At 72.9% G+C, this 18,200-nt stretch carries 20 protein-coding genes; 9 read left to right on the top strand and 11 right to left on the bottom strand.

Annotation, left to right across the window (positions count from 1 at the left end):
• Positions 1–40 precede the first annotated feature (40 nt).
• Both cydD and cydC read left to right on the top strand, forming a co-directional pair.
• Positions 41–1,915, top strand: a complete 1,875-nt coding sequence (gene cydD / locus MRBLWH7_RS19370) for a thiol reductant ABC exporter subunit CydD (protein ID WP_341997481.1) — start codon at positions 41–43, stop codon at positions 1,913–1,915.
• Positions 1,912–3,588 (top strand): thiol reductant ABC exporter subunit CydC, encoded by a 1,677-nt coding sequence (gene cydC / locus MRBLWH7_RS19365; protein WP_341997480.1) that lies wholly within the window; start codon positions 1,912–1,914, stop codon positions 3,586–3,588. The genes cydD and cydC overlap by 4 nt, the downstream gene beginning before the upstream one ends.
• A 15-nt stretch (positions 3,589–3,603) precedes the next feature.
• On the opposite strand, the gene MRBLWH7_RS19360 is transcribed toward cydC, so the two are convergent.
• The 6 genes from MRBLWH7_RS19360 to MRBLWH7_RS19335 all read right to left on the bottom strand — a co-directional run bounded on the left by MRBLWH7_RS19360 (position 3,604) and on the right by MRBLWH7_RS19335 (position 9,072).
• Positions 3,604–5,157: an SDR family oxidoreductase gene (locus MRBLWH7_RS19360; protein WP_341997479.1), complete on the bottom strand. Its 1,554-nt coding sequence runs from the start codon at positions 5,155–5,157 to the stop codon at positions 3,604–3,606.
• Between the two features lie 66 nt (positions 5,158–5,223).
• Positions 5,224–5,835, bottom strand: coding sequence for a GNAT family N-acetyltransferase (locus MRBLWH7_RS19355; protein ID WP_341997478.1), 612 nt, complete (start codon positions 5,833–5,835; stop codon positions 5,224–5,226).
• 124 nt (positions 5,836–5,959) lie between these two features.
• Positions 5,960–7,048, bottom strand: a complete 1,089-nt coding sequence (locus MRBLWH7_RS19350; RefSeq protein ID WP_341997477.1) for an ABC transporter ATP-binding protein — start codon at positions 7,046–7,048, stop codon at positions 5,960–5,962.
• Positions 7,045–7,875, bottom strand: a complete 831-nt coding sequence (locus MRBLWH7_RS19345) for an ABC transporter permease (protein WP_341997476.1) — start codon at positions 7,873–7,875, stop codon at positions 7,045–7,047. Before MRBLWH7_RS19345 ends, MRBLWH7_RS19350 begins: the two co-directional genes overlap by 4 nt.
• Positions 7,872–8,678: a molybdate ABC transporter substrate-binding protein gene (gene modA, locus MRBLWH7_RS19340; protein WP_341997475.1), complete on the bottom strand. Its 807-nt coding sequence runs from the start codon at positions 8,676–8,678 to the stop codon at positions 7,872–7,874. Before modA ends, MRBLWH7_RS19345 begins: the two co-directional genes overlap by 4 nt.
• A 1-nt stretch (position 8,679) precedes the next feature.
• The gene (locus MRBLWH7_RS19335) at positions 8,680–9,072 is read right to left on the bottom strand and encodes a TOBE domain-containing protein (RefSeq protein ID WP_341997474.1); all 393 of its coding nucleotides are present in this window, start codon (positions 9,070–9,072) and stop codon (positions 8,680–8,682) included.
• 131 nt (positions 9,073–9,203) lie between these two features.
• Between MRBLWH7_RS19335 and MRBLWH7_RS19330 the strand changes: the two genes are divergently transcribed.
• Positions 9,204–9,566 carry an MmcQ/YjbR family DNA-binding protein gene (locus tag MRBLWH7_RS19330; RefSeq protein WP_341997473.1) on the top strand — a complete coding sequence of 121 codons (363 nt, stop codon included), beginning with the start codon at positions 9,204–9,206 and terminating at the stop codon, positions 9,564–9,566.
• Positions 9,567–9,613: 47 nt separating this feature from the next.
• On the opposite strand, the gene MRBLWH7_RS19325 is transcribed toward MRBLWH7_RS19330, so the two are convergent.
• Entirely contained in the window at positions 9,614–9,844 is a 231-nt protein-coding gene (locus MRBLWH7_RS19325) for a hypothetical protein (RefSeq protein ID WP_341997471.1), read from the bottom strand.
• A gap of 162 nt (positions 9,845–10,006) precedes the next feature.
• On the opposite strand from MRBLWH7_RS19325, the gene MRBLWH7_RS19320 reads away from it, so the two are divergent.
• The 6 genes from MRBLWH7_RS19320 to MRBLWH7_RS19295 are packed head-to-tail and all read left to right on the top strand — an operon-like array spanning position 10,007 to position 14,009.
• Complete coding sequence (locus MRBLWH7_RS19320) at positions 10,007–11,152, top strand: ThiF family adenylyltransferase (protein ID WP_341997469.1); 1,146 nt, start codon at positions 10,007–10,009, stop codon at positions 11,150–11,152.
• On the top strand, positions 11,149–12,393 hold the full coding sequence (gene glp / locus MRBLWH7_RS19315) for a gephyrin-like molybdotransferase Glp (protein ID WP_341997468.1): 1,245 nt from the start codon (positions 11,149–11,151) through the stop codon (positions 12,391–12,393). The genes MRBLWH7_RS19320 and glp overlap by 4 nt, the downstream gene beginning before the upstream one ends.
• Entirely contained in the window at positions 12,390–12,881 is a 492-nt protein-coding gene (gene moaC / locus MRBLWH7_RS19310; RefSeq protein WP_341997466.1) for a cyclic pyranopterin monophosphate synthase MoaC, read from the top strand. The genes glp and moaC overlap by 4 nt, the downstream gene beginning before the upstream one ends.
• Positions 12,878–13,510: an NTP transferase domain-containing protein gene (locus MRBLWH7_RS19305; protein WP_341997464.1), complete on the top strand. Its 633-nt coding sequence runs from the start codon at positions 12,878–12,880 to the stop codon at positions 13,508–13,510. Before moaC ends, MRBLWH7_RS19305 begins: the two co-directional genes overlap by 4 nt.
• Positions 13,507–13,776 carry a DUF6457 domain-containing protein gene (locus tag MRBLWH7_RS19300; protein ID WP_341997462.1) on the top strand — a complete coding sequence of 90 codons (270 nt, stop codon included), beginning with the start codon at positions 13,507–13,509 and terminating at the stop codon, positions 13,774–13,776. Before MRBLWH7_RS19305 ends, MRBLWH7_RS19300 begins: the two co-directional genes overlap by 4 nt.
• Positions 13,776–14,009, top strand: coding sequence for a MoaD/ThiS family protein (locus tag MRBLWH7_RS19295; RefSeq protein ID WP_341997460.1), 234 nt, complete (start codon positions 13,776–13,778; stop codon positions 14,007–14,009). Before MRBLWH7_RS19300 ends, MRBLWH7_RS19295 begins: the two co-directional genes overlap by 1 nt.
• Positions 14,010–14,031: 22 nt before the next feature.
• Here the strand turns inward: MRBLWH7_RS19295 and MRBLWH7_RS19290 are convergent, their stop codons facing one another.
• From MRBLWH7_RS19290 to MRBLWH7_RS19275, 4 genes are all read right to left on the bottom strand, one after another.
• Positions 14,032–14,472, bottom strand: coding sequence for a molybdenum cofactor biosynthesis protein MoaE (locus tag MRBLWH7_RS19290; protein WP_341997458.1), 441 nt, complete (start codon positions 14,470–14,472; stop codon positions 14,032–14,034).
• Positions 14,472–14,951 carry a MogA/MoaB family molybdenum cofactor biosynthesis protein gene (locus MRBLWH7_RS19285; protein WP_341997455.1) on the bottom strand — a complete coding sequence of 160 codons (480 nt, stop codon included), beginning with the start codon at positions 14,949–14,951 and terminating at the stop codon, positions 14,472–14,474. Before MRBLWH7_RS19285 ends, MRBLWH7_RS19290 begins: the two co-directional genes overlap by 1 nt.
• Before the next feature lie 27 nt (positions 14,952–14,978).
• Positions 14,979–17,441: an FdhF/YdeP family oxidoreductase gene (locus tag MRBLWH7_RS19280; RefSeq protein WP_341997453.1), complete on the bottom strand. Its 2,463-nt coding sequence runs from the start codon at positions 17,439–17,441 to the stop codon at positions 14,979–14,981.
• A gap of 108 nt (positions 17,442–17,549) precedes the next feature.
• Positions 17,550–18,188 (bottom strand): DUF305 domain-containing protein, encoded by a 639-nt coding sequence (locus tag MRBLWH7_RS19275; RefSeq protein ID WP_341997450.1) that lies wholly within the window; start codon positions 18,186–18,188, stop codon positions 17,550–17,552.
• Between the last annotated feature and the right edge of the window lie 12 nt (positions 18,189–18,200).

Below are 18,200 nucleotides of genomic sequence, written 5' to 3'. Positions count from 1 at the left end.
GGACAGCGACAGACCGCGCAATGGGTAGGGTCGAGGTGGAATGAGTGAGACGGATGCCCCGCCTCGCGTGAACGGCAAACCTGTCGACCCGCGGTTGCTGCGGTACGCGAGCGCCTCTCGCGGTTTCTTCGTCGCGATAGCCGCGATCGCGGCGGCGCAGACCGCGGTGATCGTCGCGTTCGCGTGGTTGCTGACGCGCGCGATCACCGGGGCCATCGCCGGGATGCCGTGGGCCGAACTCGCGCCGACGCTCGGCGCGCTCGCGATCGTCGTCGCTCTCCGCGCCGTGCTGCTGTGGGTGCGCGAAGCCGTCGCCGCTCGCGCGGCCGCACGCGTGCAGGGGCAGCTGCGGACGGCGCTCGTCGCGGCGATCGGCGTGCTCGGTCCGCAATGGCTCGGCGCCCGCAACTCGGCGGCCCTCGCGGTGACCGCCGGACGAGGGCTCGACGCACTGGAGGCGTACTTCGGCCGGTACCTGCCGCAGCTCGTGCAGACGGTGGTCGCGACGCCGCTGATCCTCGCGGTGATGTGGTGGCAGGACTGGCTGTCAGGGCTGACCGTGCTGCTCACGCTCCCGCTCATCCCCATCTTCATGGTGCTCATCGGCCTGGCCACGCGCTCGGTGCAGCAGCGGCAGTGGCGCACCCTCCAGCACCTCGCCTCACGGTTCGCCGACACGGTGCAGGGGCTGTCGACGCTCAAGGTGTTCGGCCGTCAGCACCGGGCCGCGGCATCCATCGAACGGGTCACCGGCGAGTACCGCCGCGAGACGATGCGCGTGCTGCGCGTCTCGTTCCTCTCGGGGTTCGCGCTCGAGTTCCTCGCGTCGATCGCCGTCGCGATCGTCGCGGTGTCGATCGGGTTCCGGCTCATCGACGGATCGCTGACCCTGGCGGTCGGGTTGTTCGTGCTGCTGCTCGCTCCCGAGGCATACCTGCCGCTGCGGCAGGTCGGTGTGCAGTTCCACGCCGCCGCCGAGGGCGTGGCAGCGACCGACGACGTGTTCGACGTGCTCGACGCCGCGCGGGGTGCGGGCGACGGGGTGCCCCGGTCGATCCCGCAGACCCCGGGCGTTTCGACTGCGGGCGCGAGAGCGCCCTCCGCTCAACGACCGGGACTAAAGGAACCGCTCGTTGAGCGAGTCGAAACGCGCCTGGCATTCCCGCAGACCCAGGGCGTTTCGACTGCGGGCGCGAGAGCGCCCTACGCTCAACGACCGGGACTGAAGGAACCGCTCGTTGAGCGAGTGAGGAACGAACGAGTCGAAACGCCTGAGCGCGGTCATCGCCTCGTCCTCGACGGCACGCGCGTGCGACGCGGAGAGCGGATGCTGCCGCCCGTCGACCTGGCGGCCGGCCCGGGCACCGTCACCCTCATCGAGGGGCCGAGCGGGGTCGGCAAGTCCAGCCTCTTCGCCGCGCTGCGGGGAGCGGCCGCGTTCGACGGGGAGGCGTCGTGGGCAGACACCGACCTGCGTGCCCTCACACCGGCCGAGTGGCTCGCGTGGGCTGGTCAGCGTCCTGGCCTGCTCACCGGCAGCATCGCCGACAACGTCACCCTCGGCGATGCCGCACCAAGCTCTCAGACCGTGCTGCGCGCACTCGGCCTCGCCTGCGCCGATGCGCTCGACCCGGCGCAGGAGCTCGGCGTGCAGGGCGCGGGTCTCTCCGGCGGCCAGGCCCAGCGCGTCGCGGTCGCTCGTGCGTTCTACCGGCACCTGCGGGGGGAGGCCCCGGTGATCGCGCTCGACGAGCCCAGCTCAGCTCTCGACCCCCGGACAGAGGGCCGGCTGTGGCGCAACATCCGTCTCCTCGCCGACGAGGGCGCGACCGTGCTGCTGATCTCGCACCGCACGTCGGCGCTCGCCATCGCCGACCAGGTGGTGCGGCTCGAGCCGAGCGAGGTGCTCGCATGAGCGCCTCGGCCTCGACGCCGGGCGCGGTGCTGCGCGGAGCGATGCCCCCGGCGCGCCGCTTCTGGTGGGCGCTCGCCGCCGGCTTCGCGTCCGAGGCCTCCGCGGTCGCGCTGCTCGCCGTCAGCGCGTGGCTCATCGTCCGCGCGAGCGAGCAGCCGCCGGTGCTGTACCTGTCGGCCGCGGTCGTCGGCGTGCGGTTCTTCGCCATCTCGCGGGCCTCGTTCCGCTACCTCGAGCGGCTCACCGGCCACGACGCCGCCTTGCGGCAGCTCGCATCGACGCGCGCCGACCTCGTGCGCCGGCTCGTCCCCCTGGCCCCCGACGGCCTGGCGCGCACGCGCCGGGGCTCAGTGCTGGGGGCGCTCGTCGACGACGTCGACGAACTGCAGAATCTCCCGCTGCGCGTCGTGCAGCCGCTGGTCTCGTCGGCACTGGTCGCTCTCGGCGCGGTCGTGCTGGTCGCGGTCGTGTGGTGGCCGGCTGCCCTGACCCTGCTCGCCTGCCTCATCGTCGCGGCGGCGATCGCCACGCTGTGGGGATGGATGTCGGGTGCCCGCGCAGAACGTGCCATCGCCCCGCTGCGTGCCCGCCTCGCCGACGCGGTACTCGACCATATCGGCAGCCTCGACGTGCTGACCGCGTTCGGCGCGGAGGCGCAGAGCCGGGAGCGCATCGCCGGCGCGGACGCCGACCTGCGGCGCGCCGTCGTCCGCCGGTCCGGAGCGCAGGCCGGCACCGCCGCCCTCGTGTCGCTCCTCGCCGGTGCCGCGTCGATCGCCGCCGTGCTGGTCTCCGCGCCGAGTGCGGCATCCGGCTCTCTGGCCGGTCCGTCCCTCGCGGTCGCCGTGCTCGTGCCGATGGCGGTGTTCGAGGTGTTCGCGTCGGTGCCGATGGCCGCGTCGGCGTGGCGCCAGGTGCGAGCGTCGGCGGAGCGCATCGCGGGTTCGCTGCCGGTCACCGCCCCCGCTGAACTCGCCCCCGAGACCGTCGAGGCCACGGGTGACGCCCCGGCTCTGGGCGGCGGCATCCGGCTGCAGGGGGCGAGCGTACGGTGGCCGGGCGCCGCCGAGCCCGCGCTGCGCGGCATCGACCTCGCGATCCGGCCCGGCGAGCGGGTGCTCGTCATGGGCTCGAGCGGCGCGGGCAAGAGCACCCTCGCGCACGCGCTCGTGCGGTTCCTCGAGACCGAGGGCGGCTACGACGTCGGCCCCCGCTCGGTGCACGATCTCTCCCCCGACGACGTGCGGCTCACGGTGGGCTTGTGCGAGCAGCATCCGATGCTCTTCGACGAGGACATCCGCCAGAACCTGCTCTTCGCGCGCGACACCGCGACGGATGCCGAGCTCGAAGCCGCCCTCGACCGCGTCGGCCTCGGCCCGTGGCTGCGCGAGCGCGGCGGACTCGGCGCGCGCGTCGGCGAGCGCGGCGCCCTGGTGTCGGGCGGACAGGCGCAGCGGATCGCGCTCGCACGGGCGCTGCTGCGGGGCTTCCCGGTGCTCGTGCTCGACGAGCCCACCGCGGGTGTCGACCCCGAGGCATCCGATCGCCTGCTCGCCGACCTGCTGGGCGCCGTCCGCGATGACCAGGCCGTGGTGCTGATCTCGCACGTCGCCGTGCCCGACGGGCTCGTCGACCGCGTCGTGCGCATCGAAGACGGCGGCCTGGTGGTGTGATGCCCGCCCGCGGGGTCACACCGACGCGGGCTCCGCCACGACGGCCTCGGCGGCCGCGGTGATGCGCCGCGCCATCCCCACGAAGATGAATCCGTGGAAGGGCACCACCGCGAGCCAGTACAGGCGCCCCGCGAGCCCGCGCGGGAAGAACACGGCGCGCTGATCGTAGCGTGAGCCGCCGCCGTCTCCGTCGGGCGAGGCCCGCAGCTCGAGCCACGCGAGACCCGGCACCTTCATCTCTGCCCGGAGGCGCAGCATCCGTCCCGGTTCGAGAGCTTCGACGCGCCAGAAGTCGAGGGCGTCGCCGACCGCGAGCCGTTCTCTGCTTCGCCGCCCGCGGGCCAGCCCGATGCCGCCGACGAGGCGGTCCATCCAGCCGCGCACAGCCCACAGCAGGGGCGACGAGTACCAGCCGTTCTCGCCGCCGATCCCCACGATCACGCCCCACAGCGCCGCGGGCGAGGCCGGGGTGTGGGCGATGCGCACGTCGGAGAAGACCACCCGTCGTGCCCAGTCGGGATCGTTCGGCAGCGGGTCGCTCGGCGCGCCGAGCACCTCGGCATCCTGCCAGCTCGTCTCGATCGCGTCGGCCTCGACGCGACCGAGCGCCATTCGTACCGCCGTCCGATAGGGCGTCAAGCCTCCGTCGGGCGGCGGGATCAGGTCGTCGATCGCATGGTCCTTGACGATGCACTCGTTCTGCAGCGACTCGACGAGCGGGCGGGCGATGGAGCGGGGAATCGGCGTGACGAGGTTCACCCAGTGGGAGGCGAGCCGCGGCGTGAGCACCGGCAGGGCCGCGATCGGTCGCTGCCTCAGTCCCGCTTCGACGGCGTAGCCGTTCATCATCTGCCCGTACCGCAGCACATCGGGTCCGCCGATGTCGACGGCCCGGTTCACGTCGGCGGGCAGCCGCGCGGCACCCAGCAGGTAGTGCAGCACGTCGCGCACGGCGATCGGCTGGATGCGGTTGCGCACCCACTTCGGGGCCGGCATGTAGGGCAGAACCTCTGTCAGGTGACGCACCATCTCGAAGGACGCCGACCCGGATCCGATCACGACGCCCGCCTGCAGCACGATCGTCGGCACGCCGCTCGCGAGGAACGTCTCGCCGACCTCGACCCGCGACCGCAGGTGCGGCGACAGCGCGACTGTCTCGGGGTGCAGGCCACCGAGATACACGATCCGTCCGACGGATGCCGCCACCGCCGCCTTCGCGACCGTCCGGGCCGCGCGACGGTCGGCATCGGCGAACGTCGTGCCGCCCGACATCGAGTGGACGAGGTAGTAGAGGACGTCGACATCACGCGCCGCTTCGCCGACGGATGCGGCATCCGTGGCGTCGCCGCGGACGATCTCGACGCGGTCGCCCCAGGGGAACGCGGCCGCCCGGGCCGCGTCGCGTGCCAGGACGCACACTTCGTACCCGGCGTTCAGGAGCCGGGGAACCAGACGACCGCCGATGTAGCCCGTTGCCCCGAGGACCAGGGCCCGGGGCGCGGAGCCGTCCTCGCGCGGCCGGGCGATGAGTGCCGGCTCGCGGCCGGTCGGCGCCGAGACATCGTCCACGCCAGCAGACTATGGGAGCCCTCCGGCCGCCCCAACGGCTTGACGCAGCGTCCCCGAAGGCGTAGGTCAGAGGCGCGTGGCGAAGACCTGCGTGCCCTCCGGCGACGGCAGCGGCTCGAACCCGACGCGCGGGTAGAACGCGATCGCTCCCGAGTTGTCGGACGACGCGACGAGGTGCAGTCCCGGGACACCCGCCTCGCGCAGCGCGTTCTCCAGGGTCTCGATGAGGCGGCGACCGAGCCCTTGACCCTGGGTCTCGGGCAGCAGGTCGATGTGCAGATGCGCAGGGTATTCGTCGCCGAACGGCTGGGCGCCGCCTCGGCGCGCGTAGGCGTAGCGCACGATGCCGTCCTGGCGCGAGACGCTCACCGGCAGCGGGTCGCCCTGGGGCTTGGGCCAGCGCTCGGCGAACTGCGGCCACCACTCGGTGGCGAACCAGTGCTCGAACGCGGCGGAGTCCGGCGCACCGACGACGTAGCCGACGACGCGGGCGTCGTCGGCCTCGACGACGAAGGCGAACTCGGGGTGACGCGCCGCGTACGGGAGCACGAAGATCTCGGCCCAGAGGTCGTCGTCGTCGAGCAGTCCGGTGGCGTCGGCGCCGGCATCCGCGGTCTTGAGGCAGATCTCGGCGAGTGCGGGCTCGTCACCCGGACGGAAGGGGCGGATTCGCATCACCGGCCGAGTCTACGGCCGCTCCCATCGAGGCTCACTCGCTCAACGAGCGATTCCCCAAGTACCGGTCGTTGAGCGGAGCGCGCTCTGGCGCGCGAAGTCGAAACGCGCCTCACCCGCCGCCGACTCACGGCACGTCGACGAAGCGCACGTCGGCCGGGTTCACGCGCAGCGTGATCGGATCCCCGGGCCCGAGGCCCGCCGCGCGATCGGCGGCGACGTCCACGGCGACGTCGGGGTCGGCAGTGCGCACCCGCACGCCCGCGGGCGTCTGCTCGAGCCGCACGATGCGCGCGGTCCACTCCCCCGCTTCGCGTGGCCGCCCCTCGACGACCCGGACATCGCTCGCGCGGAACACGGCCGCGGAAGACGGATGCCGCGCCCCCGTCGGGCGGGGCAGCACGAGGTTCCCGGCACGCCAGGCGGCAGCATCCGTCGTCCCCTCCACGCGGTTGAGACCCGCGACCGCCGCGGCGAAACGGGTCGCCGGAGACGCGAGCACTTCACGGACCGGGCCGGACTGCGTGACGTGGCCGCCCTCGAGCACCACCAAGCGGCTCGCGAGGGCGACGGCGTCGACTGCATCGTGGGTTGCGACGACCGCGGTCGTGCCGGTGGCCGCGAGCTGCTGGTGCAGGAGCGTGCGTACGTCGCCGGCGGTCTCGGTGTCGAGCGACGTGAGCGGCTCGTCGAGGAGGAGGGCGGCCGGCGCCGTCGCGAGCGCACGCGCGAGTGCGACGCGCTGCTGCTGGCCGCCCGACAGCTGCGCGGGACGGCGCCCGCCGAGATCCCCGAGGCCGACGCGCCCGAGCCAGTCCGCGGCTCCGTCCGCGGCGGCTGCCTTCGTCGCCCCGTGGACGCGCAGTCCGAACGCGACGTTGTCGATCGCGCTCAGGTGCGGGAACAGGCGCGGGTCCTGCCCGAGAAGCACCACCCCGCGCGAGGCGGGCGGCGTGCGGCGCGCCGGAGACGCGTCGATCACCCGACCCCCGAGATGCACATGTCCCTCGTCGAAGCCGGTGAGCCCCGCGAGCACCCCGAGCAGCGTCGACTTGCCGGCCCCGCTCGGTCCCATCAGAGCGACGACGGTTCCGGGCGCCACCTGCAGCGCGGCGTCGAGGGCGAACCCGCCGCGACGCACCACCACCCGGGCGTCGAGCCCGGCCGCGGCGCGGGACGCAGCATCCGTCCCGGCGTGCGACGCGACCGCGCTCATCGCGGAGCCTCCGCCCGCCAGGCGCGCACGAGGAGCAGCACCCCGACCGCGGTCACGAGCAGCAGCAGCGACAGTGCCACCGCCGTCCCCTGCGAGACGCCGGCGCCGTTGAACGCGGTGTAGATCGCGAGCGGCATGGTCTGCGTCACGCCCGGCGCGTTGCCCGCGAACAACGCGGTCGCCCCGAACTCCCCGATCGCGCGGGCGAAGCACAGCACGATGCCGGCGACCAGTCCCGGCGCGGCGAGCGGGAGCGTCACGCGGGCGAGGATCGTCCAGCGCCCCGCGCCCAGGCCCGCCGCCGCCTGCTCGTACCCCGATCCGGTCGACCGCAGCGCTCCCTCGAGGGCGAGCACGAGGAACGGCAGCGCGACGAAGGTCTGCGCCATCACGACCGCGGTCGTCGTGAACGGGATGCGGATGCCCCACTCCGCGAGAATGCCGCCGAGCCAGCTGGTGCGCCCGAAGAGGAACAGCATGGCGACGCCGCCGACCATGGGCGGCAGCACCAGCGGCACCGTCACGAGGGCGCGGAGCACGGCGGCCGTGCGGACGGTGCTCCGTGCGATGAGAAGCGCCAGCGGTACACCGAGCACGACGCACACGGCGGTCGCCACCGCGCCGGTCGCGAGCGAGAGCCCCAGCGCCGACAGCGCCGCGGGCGACGTGACATCGCTCCACAGCGTCGCCCATTCGACCCGCAGCACGAGGGCGCCGAGCGGCAGCACCAGCAGCGCGAGTCCGATCACCGCCGGCACGGCGAGCACGCGCGGCACGAATCCCGCGCGCTCCTCGCGCGCGGGTGCGTGTGCCGCAGCGAGGGTCACGGCACCCCGAAGCCGAGGGCGGTGAGCACCTGCCGGCCTTCGTCGCCGAGCACGAACGCGACGAACGCGTCGGCGACGTCCGTGCTCGCGGCGTCGGAGAGCGCCACGATCGGGTAGCGGTTGACGACGTCCTCGGCACCCTCCAGCTCGATCGCATCGACGGTGTTCGTGGTCGTCGCATCCGTCACGTACACGAGTCCCGCGTCCGCCTCGCCCGCCGCCACCTTCGTGAGGACCGCGGTGACGTTCTGCTCGTAGCTGTCGACGCTCGCCGTGACGCCCGCGTTCGACAGCAGCGTCGCCGCCGACGCGCCGCACGGCACCTCCGCGGCGCACAGCACGACGGTGAGCTCGGCGGTGGCGAGATCGTCGAGACCCTCGACATCCCCCGGGTTGCCGGCAGGCACCACCAGCACGAGCGTGTTGCCGGCGAACACCTGGGGGTCGGCGGCGAGCCCCTCGTCGACGACCTTCTGCATGTTCTTCTCGTCGGCTGATGCGAACACGTCGACCGGGGCACCCTCGATGATCTGCGTCGCGAGGGTCGACGAGCCGTCGTAGGTGATCGGCTGGACATCGACGGACGGATGCTGCGCCTCGAACTCCGTCGCCAGCTCATCGAAGGCCGCCTTCAGCGACGCCGCCGCATAGACCGTGAGGTCGCCGGTGAGTTCGGGCCCTGCGGGCGTCGTCGATGCCGACGTCGCGAGCGGATCCTGGTCGGTGCCGGTCGCGCAGCCGGTGAGCAGCAGCGCGAGGGCGGCAAGGACGGCGGAGGCGCGCAGGAGCGCGGAGCGCGGCATGTCAGCCCTTCGGGGTTTCGACGATGACGTTCGTGGCCTTCACCACGGCGACCGCGAGGGATCCAGGCTCGAGACCCAGCTCCCGCACCGCCTCGCTCGACATGAGCGAGACCACGCGATGCGGGCCGGACTGGATGTCGACCTGCGCCATCACGCCGTCGGCCTGCACGCGGGTGACCAGGCCCACGAAACGGTTGCGAGCGCTCGAGAGCACGTCGGCGGGGTCTTTCGGCGATGCCGCCAGCTCGACGGCATGCGCCGCGAGCGCGTCGCCGGGGATCTCGATCGGCGATGCCCCGGTCGTGGGCAGCGTGCCGGCGTCGACCCACCGCCTGACGGTGTCGTCGCTCACGCCGAGCAGGCGCGCCGCCTCGGCGATCTTGTAGCTGGCCATCTCCTCACGCTATCACCGCGAATGCGGCGTTAGTCACGCACTTTCGCCGCACCTGCGGTGCCCGGCTCACGAAGATCCGTATGCCTGGGACCCGGCGCCCCAGAGTGCCGGTCGCGGAGGATACTGAAGGCGTGACCCCTGAGGACATCCGCGCGTACTGCGCCGCGAAGTGGGGAGCGTGGGAGGACGAACCCTGGGAGGGTGACGTCGTCTTCAAGGTCGGCCCCGCCCAGCGCGGCAAGATCTTCGTCTTCCTCGGCGACGGGAGCTCGATCGGCGTCAAGGCGGCCACGACCCGCGACGAGGCCGATGATTGGCTGGCCCGCTACCCGGACGACGCCCGCGTCGCGGCCTACATCGGTCGATCTGGATGGAACACGCTGAGAACCGGCGGCGGCATCCCCGACGACGAGCTGCGCGAGGCCATCGATCGCTCCTACGAACTCGTGGTCGCCGGGCTGCCGAAGAAGTTCCGCGGTCCTGCCGCGGAGTAGTCTCCGGGCGCCCCGTCGAGCGACTCCCCGCCTCGTCCCCCGACGTCTCAGGAACGCTCCTCCAGGTCCGAGTCCTCGTCGGAGATCTCTTCGCGGCGCGGCCCCACGACGTCGCTGGTGATGGTGTGCTCCCGTTCGACGTCTCTGATGATGTCCGTCTTGAGATCGCTCGCGGGATTGGTGTCGCCCGGGTTGAGGCGGGGGATCACTCCCCCCGCATCGTCGGCTGCCGTCGTGCTCTGGTCGTCGCTGGTCGGCTCAGCGCGGTGATCGCTCATGTGATGCTCCCGTCATCGTTTCGGGAACGATATGCCGCCCGAAGTCGGCGCGGCATGGCCCTTGACAACGTCGCGACGGGAACGGCGGCTCCCCGCCGATGGATAGATCGGAGCTGCCGAATGAGCGACCCCGGCTCGGATCCGCGCGGCTAGCCTGAAGGCATGGCACTTCCCCCGCTCGTCGAGCCGGTCGCCGAGCTGACCGACGCCGAACGCACGCGCACCGCCCGTCACCGGGTGCTCGTGGGCTTCGGTGAGATCGCCCAGCGCCGGCTCGCCGCGGCCCACGTCGCCGTCGTCGGGGCGGGCGGCATCGGTTCTCCCGTCGTGCTGGCGCTCGCTGCCGCTGGGGTCGGCACCATCACGGTGATCGACGATGACCTGGTCGAGGCATCCAATCTCCAGCGGCAGGTCATGCACCGAGTGAGCGACGTGGGTGCCGCGAAGGTCGACTCGGCCGTGCGCATCGCTTCTGACCTCTCGCCCACGACCGTGGTGCGGCCGGTGCAGGCACTGCTCACACCCGATAACGCGGTGGACCTCCTCTCCGGCGCACACGTGGTGGTCGACGGCACCGACACGTTCGAGACCCGCGAGGCCGTCGCCTCCGCGTGCGAACGGCTGGGCGTGCCACTGGTGTGGGGCGTCGTGCAGGAGTTCCACGCACAGGCCACGGTCTTCTGGTCAGCGCCGCCCGCCGGCGCGATGCCCGTGCTGCTCGCTGACCTGTACCCGCCGGACGCCGGACGCGAAGCCCCGTCGTGCGCCCAGGTCGGCGTGCTCGGCGCGCTGTGCCTGCAGGTCGGGTCGATTCTCGCGACCGAGACCGTGAAGCTCATCACCGGGGTGGGCGATCCGCTGCTCGGACGGGTGCTGGTGATCGATGCACTCCGCGGACGGACCGACGAGGTGCCACTGCGACCGGCAACGGATCGAGCGACGGATGCCGCGACCCCCGCGCCCGCGCACGTGTCCACGGCGGCACCCCAGCTTCGGCATGCGCCCGCGATCCCGCAGCTCTCGCCCGCGGAAGCTCTGGCCGCGCAGCACGCCGGGACGACGCTGCTCGACGTGCGCGAGCCCTTCGAGACCGAGCGGGGCGTCATCCCCGGATCCGTGCTCCTGCCGCTCGGCGACGTGCTCGCCGACCCGTCGAGCATCGGTGCGACGACGGTGATCGTCGTGTGCCAGGTGGGCATGCGCGCGCAGCGCGCGGCCGTGGCTCTGCGCGGCGCCGGGGTCGAGGCATCCGTCCTCGCCGGAGGCATCGAGGCGTGGAACCGCGACATCGCGGCGGTCCACGCGTGAGCGGGCTCCGCACCGTCGAGGAGCACCTCGCCGACGTGCTCGCCGCCGCTGTGCCCTTGCCCGGCGAGCGGATCCCGCTCATCGACGCGCACGGCCGCACGCTCAGCGAACCCGTGCGCGCGGCGGTGGACATCCCGGTCTTCGACAACTCGGCGATGGACGGCTTCGCCGTGCGCTTCGCGGATGTCACGGATGCGGCCGCCGACGCCCCCGTGACACTCCGGGTCGTTTCCGATCTTCCGGCCGGCACCGCCGACGACCCGGCCCTCGCGCCCGGTGAGGCCGCGCGCATCATGACCGGGTCGCCGGTCCCGTCCGACGCGGACGCCATCGTCCCGTTCGAGGACACGGCCGGCGGACTCGCGGACTCGCTCGGATTGATCTCGGTCCTGCGCGCGCCGCGCGCCGCCGGTGCGCACATCCGCCGCGCCGGCGAGGACGCGCATGCCGGCGCAGAGGTGCTTTCCGCGGGCGTCGTGCTCGGTGCCCTGCAGGTTGCGGCGGTCGCGGCATCGGGAGTCGCCGACGTCGTGGTCTCGCGGCGGCCACGGGTGGCCGTCATCTCGACCGGCAGTGAACTGGTCGAGCCCGGGGCGCCGCTGCGCCGCGGCCAGATCCCCGAATCGAACAGCGTGCTGCTCGCCGCCCTCGCCGCGGACGCCGGCGCCGAGGTCGTGCGCCGCGCGAGCGTTCCGGACGAGCCCGGCGACCTCGACAGGGTGCTGGCGGAGGTCGCGGACCCGCGATCGCCGCAGTGCGCCGACGTCGTCGTCTTCTCCGGCGGGGTCAGCGCGGGCGCGTACGAGGTCGTCAAGACGACCCTCGCGAACACGATGACGTTCTCCAAGATCGCGATGCAGCCGGGCAAGCCGCAGGGCTTCGGCCGCCTTCCCTCGGGCGCACTGCTGTTCGGCCTCCCCGGAAACCCCGTGAGCGCCGCCGTGTCGTTCGAGGTGTTCGTCCGCTCCGCGCTGCTGCGCATGCAGGGCCGCCGCGTGCTGGATCGCCCCGTCCTCGCCCTGCCGGCGGGCGACGGCTGGCGCACCCCGCCCGGCCGGCGGCAGTACCTCCCCGTCACCATCGACCGCGCCGATCCGCGAGCATGGCGGGTGATCCCCGCGACCTCCGGCGGGTCCCACCTCGCCGGCGGCCTCGGCCGCGCCGAGGCGTACGCGATCGTGCCGGCGGAGGCCGACGCCGTCTCAGCCGGCGACCTCGTCGATGTCATGCTGATCTCATGAGCACCGACCAGCCCACGTTCACGCACCTCGACGAGGCGGGGAACGCCCGCATGGTCGACGTGACCCTCAAGCAGCCGACGGTGCGCTCGGCCACCGCGCGCGGCTTCGTGCGCTGCACGCCGGACGTCGTCGCAGCGCTCCGCGACGGCTCGGTGCCGAAGGGCGACGTGCTCGCGGTCGCCCGCATCTCGGGCATCCAGGCCGCCAAGCGCACGCCCGAGCTGCTGCCGCTCGCTCACGTCATCGGCGTCCACGGCGCCACGGTCGACCTCGCGATCGACGACGACGGCGTGCGCATCGAGGCGACGGTGCGCACCGCCGATCGCACCGGCGTCGAGATGGAGGCGCTCACCGCGGTCTCCGTCGCCGCCCTCGCGGTCGTCGACATGGTGAAGGGCCTCGACAAGGGCACCTCGATAGAGAACGTGCGCATCGTGACGAAGACCGGCGGCAAGAGCGGCGACTGGCACCGCGCGGGCGATGCATGACGCCGGCTCAGGGCGACCTCGGCGCCATCCTGCTGGCCGGCGGCCGCGCCTCCCGCGTCGACGGAGCGGCGAAGCCCCTGTTCGACGTCGGCGGACGCACGCTGCTGACGGCGGCGGTGTCGGCGGCGACGGATGCTGCGGCCCGGCCGATCACCGTGGTGGCACCCGTGCTGGACGAGACGCTGCCGGTCGCGTGGGTGCGCGAAGACCCGCCGTTCACGGGCCCGGCCGCGGCCGTCGTCGCCGCCCTCGCCTCCTGGGCGGAGGAGGAGGAGGAGGACCCGACGTGGACGCTTCTGCTCGCGTGCGACCTGCCCGGCGTGGGCGCCGCCGTGAAGCGGCTCGTCGACGACATCCCCCTCCTGCCCTCCGACACCGACGGCGTCTGCCTGGCCGACGCGTCGAGCCGGCCGCAGTGGCTGATCGGTGCGTATCGCACGCATGCGCTGCGGGCCGCAGCATCCGCTCTTCCTGATGATGGCCGCGATGCGCCCGTCCGTGCGCTGCTCGACGATCTGGCGATCGCCGTCGTCACCGCGCCCGACGACCTGACCCGCGACGTCGACACGTGGGAGGATCTGGAAGAGGCCCGACGAAGGGCCGAGCACGCACCGGAGGAGCCGTCATGAGCGAGCAGTCCCGCACCCTTCCGCCCGAGGCCCTGGACGCGTGGGCCGACGCGCTGCGCGAGCGGTTCGGCCTCGCGCCCGAAGAGCTCCCGGTGGCACTGATCCTCGATCTCGCGCGCGACGTCGCGCTCGGGGTCGCACGCCCGGCCGCGCCGTTCAGCGCGTTCGCGGCCGGCCTCGTCGCCGGGCGGGCCGGCGGCTCGCCGGAAGACACCGCGGCCGCGGCCGCCATCATCACCGCGATGGCGAAAGAGTGGGACGTCTAGTGGCCGTCGTCCGCTACTTCGCCGCCGCCCAGGAGGCCACCGGCCTCGATACCGAGCGCCGGTCCGAGGCCACGCTCGGTGCGCTGCGCGAGGCCGTGTCGGCCGCCTACCCCGGGCTCGGCGGCATCCTCCCCCGCTGCGCCGTGCTCGTGGGCGGCTCGCGCGTCGCCGACGACACGCCGCTCGGCTCCGAAGACCTCGTCGACGTGCTGCCGCCCTTCGCGGGCGGCTGATCCCCGGGGCCCCGGCAGGGGCTCAGCCGCCGAGGCCGAGCCAGGTGGCGGTGCCGTCGGATTCGACCTGACGCTTCCACACGGGCAGGTCGGTCTTGATCGTCTCGATGAGGGTGCGGCAGACTTCGAAGGCCTCCGCCCGGTGCGCTGAGGCGACCGCGATCACGACGGCCGCATCGCCGACGTGCAGCGTGCCGACGCGGTGCGAGACCGCGACCAGGGCGCCCGTCGACCCGATGGCGGCCGCCGCGAGCCGCGCGAGGGTCGCCTCGGCTTCGGGGTGGGCTGAGTACTCGAGGGCGACGACAGCGGTCGCGGCATCCGGATCATGATCGCGCACGCGCCCCACGAACGTGGTGACCGCGCCCATGCGCGAGTCGTCCACGGCACGCAGGTGCGCGTCGAGATCGAGCGGTTCCGCGCTGATCGCCGAGACCCGGACGGCGTCGGTCGAGACGGCCATCAGTGGTCGCTCCCGCCGAGCTGGTCGAGCACGTGTCGGGCGACCGACACCACCACCGGCATGCCGGACGCCACGCCACCGGGCGATCCCGGAAGATTCACGACGAGCACCCCGTGCGGGTCGACGACGCCGGCGACGCCGCGCGTGAGCATGCCCACAGGCTTCTCGGCGGCTCCGCGACGGCGGAGCTCCTCGGAGATGCCCGGGATCTGGCGCGTCACGACGCGCGCCGTGCCCTCGGGGGTCTGGTCGCGCGGCGAGACCCCCGTGCCGCCGGTCGTGACGATGAGCTTCACCCCCGCGACGACCTCGGCGGTGAGTGCGCGCTCGACGCTGTCGGCGCCGTCGGGGACGACGACCGCGTCCGCGCAGTCGAAGCCGGCCTCGCGGAGGGCGGCGACGGCGATGGGTCCGCTCTCGTCCGTCCGCGACCCTCCGGCCGAGCGGTCGGACACGGTGACGACGGCGGCTCGGGTCATGCATCCAGCCTAGGCGCGCACGCCCCCTCACGCGCGGCGTTCGAGCCGCACGATCACCGACTTCGACGTCGGAGTGCCCGAGACGTCGGCGACGGAGTCGAGCGGCACGAGCACGTTCGTCTCGGGATAGTAGGCGGCGGCGTTGCCCCGCGGCGTGCGGTACGCGACGATGCGGAACTCCTCGGCGCGGCGCTCCTCGATGGTGCCGTCTGGCCGCGTCCACTCCGACACGAGATCGACGACGTCGTTCTCCGCGAAGCCGAGCGACACGATGTCCTTCGCGTTCACGAGCACCACGCGCCGGCCGCCGTGGATTCCCCGGTACCGGTCGTCCTTGCCGTAGATCGTGGTGTTGTACTGGTCGTGCGAGCGCAGCGTCTGCAGCAGCAGCCGGCCGCGCGGGATCACCGGATACTCGAGCGCGTTCACCGTGAACCGCGCCTTGCCGTCGGCGGTGGCGAACCGGCGCGCGTCGCGCGGCCCGTTCGGCAGGTGGAGCGTTCGCCCCCTGTCGATGCGCTCCTCGTAGTCGTCGAAGCCCGGCACCACCCGCTCGATGTGCGACCGGATGAGCGCGTAGTCGGCCTCGAGCGCCGCCCAGTCCGCCTGGGGGACGTTGGACGGGTGCTGCACCCCGGCGGGATCGGAGGCGCTGACGGCCACTGCGGCTTCTTCGGCGGGCGAACGCTCGGGATAGCCGCGGTCGTGGCGGGCAGCGTCTTGCGTTGCGCCGGCATCGAGGTGCTTCGCGGGCGCCGCGGCGGGCGAACCGCCGCTCTGCCCGAAGACGAGGGCGCTGAGCCGTGCCACGATCGCGACCTCGCTGAGGAGCTCCTCCGAGGGCGGCGCGAGTCGGCCGCGCGAGGAGTGGACGGCGCCCATCGAGTCCTCGACGGTGACGCGCTGCTCCCGCCCGCCTCGGCGGTCTCGGTCGGTGCGGCCGAGCGTCGGCAGGATGAGCGCGCGGCGGCCCGTCACGACGTGCGAGCGGTTGAGCTTCGTGGACACGTGGACGGTGAGCCCGACCCGCGCCATCCCAGCCTCGACGACCGCGGTGTCGGGCGTGGCCGACACGAAGTTGCCGCCCATGCTCATGAAGAAGCGCACCTGGCCGTCCCGCATGGCGCGGATGGCCTGCACCGTGTCGTAGCCGTGCTCGCGCGGCGCGGCGAACCCGAACTCCGCGTCGAGCGCGTCGAGGAACGCCGTCGACGGCTTCTCGTAGATCCCGACGGTGCGGTCGCCCTGCACGTTGGAGTGGCCGCGCACCGGGCACACGCCCGCGCCGGGGCGCCCGATGTTGCCCTGCAGCAGCAGCATGTTGACGATCTCGCGCAGCGTCGGCACCGAGTGCTTGTGCTGCGTCAGCCCCATCGCCCAGCAGACGATCGTGGCTTTCGACGTGCGCACGGCCTCGCCGACGCGGCGCAGCGCTTTCTCGGGGAGCCCCGTGGCGGCGACGAAGTCGCGCCACGCAGCATCCGTCATCGCCTGACGGTAGGCGTCGAAACCGCTCGTGTGCTCCGCGATGAAGGCGTGGTCGAGCACACCCGGGTCGGATGCCTCGGCCTCGAGCAGGTGCTTGCCGATCGCCTGGAACAGCGCCTGGTCGCCGCCGAGCCGGATCTGCACGAACTCGTCGGCGAGCTTCGTGCCGCCGAACGCGACGCCGCGCACCGTCTGCGGATTCTCGAACCGCAGGAGCCCCGCCTCGGGGAGCGGGTTCACCGCGATGATCGTGGCGCCGCGCTGCTTGGCCTTCTCGAGCGCGGAGAGCATGCGGGGATGGTTCGAGCCCGGGTTCTGACCGGCGACGATGAGCAGGTCGGCCTCGTGGACGTCCTCGATCGAGACGGTGCCCTTGCCGATCCCGATCGTCTCGGTGAGTGCCGAGCCCGACGACTCGTGACACATGTTCGAGCAGTCCGGCAGGTTGTTGGTGCCGATGCCCCGTACGAGCAGCTGGTACAGGAACGCCGCCTCGTTCGACGTGCGACCCGAGGTGTAGAACACCGCCTGGTCGGGGTCGTCGAGGGCCTCGAGCTCGTCGGCCACGAGGGCCAGCGCGTCGTCCCACGAGATCGGGCGGTAATGGGTCGCGCCCTCTTCGAGCACCATCGGGTGCGTCAGCCTGCCCTGCTGCCCCAGCCACCAGTCGTCGTGCCCGCGCAGCTCGTCCAGCGAGTGCGCCGCGAAGAACTCCGGACCCACCCGCCGCAGCGTCGCCTCCTCGGCGACCGCCTTCGCGCCGTTCTCGCAGAACTCGGCGATGTGGCGCTTGTCCTCCTCGGGCCACGCGCAGCCGGGGCAGTCGAAGCCGTCCTTCTGGTTGACGCGCATCAGCGTCTGGACCGAGCGGGAGACCCCCATCTGCTCGTTCGCGATCTCGAGCGCGTGCAGCACTGCGGGCACGCCCACCGCGACCTTCTTGGGCCGCGACACGTGCACGCGGGTCTCGTCGATATCGGCGGTCGGAGGCTTCGTCGCCATGTCTCCAGGCTATGCCTCGCACGGCTCCTGAGGGCCGCCTCCGCCCCGACATCCGTTCGGAAGCGGGATGGATGCTGCAGCCCGCAGCATCCGTCCACGACCGGGCTCTCAGGGCAGGGAGTCGAGGATCCCCTGCAGAGTCGCCCGGTCGGCCGCGGCCTGCTTCAGCACCTCTTCCGCCGAGGTCGCCACGGCGGGATGCGGGTCGCCCTCGAGGATGAGCGTCACGAGCGCGATCATGCCGGCGTTCTGCGCCTGCAGGATCTCGGCGAACCGGCGCTCGGCGTCGGGATGCTGCGCGTCGACGAGTCCCTGCAGGGCGCTCCACGACGGCATCCCCGGCATCTGGGCGTGGTCGGAACCGTGCCCGCCGCACGGGCCGTCCGTCGGCGGCTCCGCCGGACGCGCATCGGCCCACGAGAGGTACCACGCGCGCAGATCCTCGAGCTCGACCTCGTTCCGCGCGGCGATGCCGGTGGCGAATCCGCTCGCCCCGGCCTCGATCCCCTGCTTGCGCAGCAGGGTCTGCGCCAGCTCCTGCTCCTCGACCCGGTAGTAGATCATCGCCTCGACGTAGCAGTAGTCGTCGGCCGTCACCGGGGCCGACGCCGACGCGGAGGGCGAGACGGACGCCGAGGGCGCAGCATCCGTGTTCCCCGCCGTCGCAGCGATCGCGAGCCACACGCCTGCCGCGGCCGTCAGCAGGGCGAGCGTCAGCGCGACGACGACGACTGCTCTGCGGCGCACGGAAGACCTTCC

It is taken from the genome of Microbacterium sp. LWH7-1.2, from assembly GCF_038397755.1.
GTDB lineage: Bacteria > Actinomycetota > Actinomycetes > Actinomycetales > Microbacteriaceae > Microbacterium.
Note: the sequence above shows the minus strand (reverse complement) of the source record. Positions and strands in the feature narration are given on the sequence as shown.